This window comes from Desulfamplus magnetovallimortis, from assembly GCF_900170035.1.
Lineage (GTDB): Bacteria > Desulfobacterota > Desulfobacteria > Desulfobacterales > Desulfobacteraceae > Desulfamplus > Desulfamplus magnetovallimortis.
Genome location: NZ_LT828586.1, coordinates 1 through 2,570, shown reverse-complemented (window position 1 = coordinate 2,570; position 2,570 = coordinate 1). Strand labels below are relative to the sequence as shown.

The 2,570-nt window shown below is 38.9% G+C and carries 3 protein-coding genes; 2 read left to right on the top strand and 1 reads right to left on the bottom strand.

The window, feature by feature from the left end; genetic code table 11:
• Window positions 1-86 precede the first annotated feature (86 nt).
• Window positions 87-374, bottom strand: a complete 288-nt coding sequence (locus tag MTBBW1_RS27070) for a hypothetical protein (protein ID WP_080810089.1) — start codon at window positions 372-374, stop codon at window positions 87-89.
• Window positions 375-684: 310 nt separating this feature from the next.
• Here MTBBW1_RS27070 and MTBBW1_RS27065 point away from each other — a divergent pair, with 310 nt between their 5' ends.
• Complete coding sequence (locus tag MTBBW1_RS27065; protein ID WP_080810091.1) at window positions 685-1,242, top strand: phage integrase N-terminal SAM-like domain-containing protein; 558 nt, start codon at window positions 685-687, stop codon at window positions 1,240-1,242.
• A 329-nt stretch (window positions 1,243-1,571) separates the two neighbouring features.
• On the top strand, window positions 1,572-2,504 hold the full coding sequence (locus tag MTBBW1_RS27060) for a polysaccharide deacetylase family protein (RefSeq protein ID WP_080810087.1): 933 nt from the start codon (window positions 1,572-1,574) through the stop codon (window positions 2,502-2,504).
• The last annotated feature ends 66 nt before the right edge of the window (window positions 2,505-2,570 follow it).

The following is a 2,570-nucleotide window of genomic DNA, read 5'->3' as shown; positions in this document are numbered from 1 at the left end:
TTTTACAGATTAAATGTTTAAATTGATTAGTTTGTTTCGGGTTTTCTTGAGTATTCAGTGTTTCAGCAATAATCATACCAATATACTCATAAAAAAACTCGAACATCGAGTTTAAACTCATAAATTTGAGCTACATTATCAACGAGTTCTGTCAACCAACTTCCCGATGATGTCCGCTTGGCATATTTAACACTATTATTAGTTATGTCATAATAACTAATATGTGGCAGATTGTTGCTATCAACGGCTATAGATGGTTGAAGTCCAACATCACCCTGATCATCTACTGTCATTTCCTCTGCCAAACAGATCTGTAAACTAATAAAATAGAGCCAGGTAAAAATACTGAATAGTAAACAATTCTTAAACTTCATACCGTCTCCTTGAACTTGTTTTTAGTCTTGTAAATAAAATAGAAATATTGTTACTTCACGTAATGTCAAATAGTAATAAATATTGCAATAATATTTTTTTGTCACACTGCACATACCCCAGTTCAACCTAATAATATGGCGATTGAGTTGCGTAATTCTAAGATAAAAAGTTAACAGTTATAATAGATGGAAAAAATTCCGTCTATTGATTCTATAGAAAAGAATTTTTTCCACCTATTGCAATATTAAAGGCAAAATCTGGAAAAAAATCCATTGACTTTTCCATCTATTGAATGCTAACGGCAATAGTATGGAAAATTTAAAACAATTTCGCCCTGATCCTAAACTACGGCTTATGGATCAGGTACGACAGGTACTTAGGTATCACCATTACGCTTATCGCACCGAACAAACCTATTGCGATTGGATTTTACGGTATATCAGATACCATGGAGCCAAAACCCATCCCCGCAATATGGGAAAAAGGGAGATAGAAGCCTTTCTCTCTCATTTGGCTGTTCAAGAGAATGTCGCTGCATCCACCCAGCGTCAGGCTCTAAATGCAATCGTTTTTCTGTACAAAAAAGTCCTTGACATCCCAGTCGATAAAAATCTCGAACCTGTTCGTGCTAAAAGGCATCCACGGCATCCGGTCGTTATGACACAGAGCGAAGTGATCCGTGTGCTGAACCACATGCAGGGTATCCACCTCCTTATGGCCAGGCTACTGTACGGCAGCGGACTGCGCCTTATGGAATGCATCCGCCTACGTGTCCATGACCTTGATTTCGAACGCAGGCTGATTTACGTTCGAGCAGCCAAAGGCTCGAAAGATAGAACCACGCTCTTTCCGGATAGCCTCCATTGATATTTCCGTGGTGCAAAGTCCTCTGGATAATCTCGGGTAACAGACAAACCGTTTGGTTACTCATATTAAAACAAGGTGGTGAAATATTATTTGTACAGCCAAACAGATTTTTCATATCAAACGGTTTTAATGGTGTCAACTGTTAAAAAAACTATTTTGTAACCCATTGATATGTTTAAAATTTTGGAACTTATGTCTTGAAGAATTGTTGGAATTTCATTTTTCTTTTTATCAATGTTTATCTCAGCAGTTTCATTAGGCTCAATGGGCGATTATGGATTATAAAGATATTGTTTGTATCTCTTGAATAAAAGGAGATTGTTGAAAAGTTGAAATATACACCATCTTCAATATGGCTTCATCAATTAAAAGAGAATCAGGTCAAGGTGGAACTTGAGCGCACCATTGAAATGGGCATAACAGGAGATCATGCCATAGATGACACTTCTGAAAATATTAACTTGGGTGCTTCTTCAGTAAAGGTCTTTTTTCGTGCTGATGATATTGGCGTGCCTGGGAACAGTTTTTTCCGACTTCTCTCTATTTTTGCCAAATATGATATGCCACTTGCACTTGCTGTTGTCCCCACATGGATAACATATGCAAGATGGGATACCATACAGGATAGAATCGCTTCGCTGAATATTGAAAAATACCGGCAACATAAACCACTGTTATCCGGTAAAGAGAATTTTTCAGCAACCGTGAAAAATCAGAATAGTAACCTCTGGTGCTGGCATCACCACGGGTGGCGCCATATTAATCATGAAAGTGTTGGTAAAAAACAGGAGTTTGGCCCTTCACGTTCATTTGAGGCAATAAAAAATGATCTTGAGCGGGGTAAGGAGCGCCTTGAATCAATACTGGGAGGCTCTTTTCACAAAATATTTACTCCCCCCTGGAACAGATGCTCTGAAGAGTGCATGGATATTCTTGCAGATCTTGATTATGAAGGTGTTTCAAGATTTGAAGGTGCTAAGCCTTCTGTGCCGGAAAAACTCGGAGAACTCCCTGTTAATGTGGATCTGCACACGCTCAAGGCCATTGATGCCCCATCGGAGTGGGCCATGTTGATGAGTCAGATAAGGAAGGGTATTGAAGAGGGGTTGTGTGGCGTTATGATTCATCATCAGCGGATGAATGATAACGCCTTTGCATTTCTTGAGCTCTTTTTCCAGATGATCCTGAAGTACCGTTTTGAGATTTGTTCCATGTCTATGCTTTTAAATTCAACAGGATCAGATGACAGAGCTTTACCGTGAAAAACTCCCTTGAATCAGCATATAGCTATCCTGTAACACTGAACCAAGAGATTCGTGTTTGAAACT

What these genes read in the sequence shown, in the direction of transcription:
- MTBBW1_RS27070 (WP_080810089.1), bottom strand. Translation starts at nt 374, where the DNA reads ATGAAGTTTAAGAATTGTTTACTATTCAGTATTTTTACCTGGCTCTAT.
- MTBBW1_RS27065 (WP_080810091.1), top strand. Translation starts at nt 685, where the DNA reads ATGGAAAATTTAAAACAATTTCGCCCTGATCCTAAACTACGGCTTATG.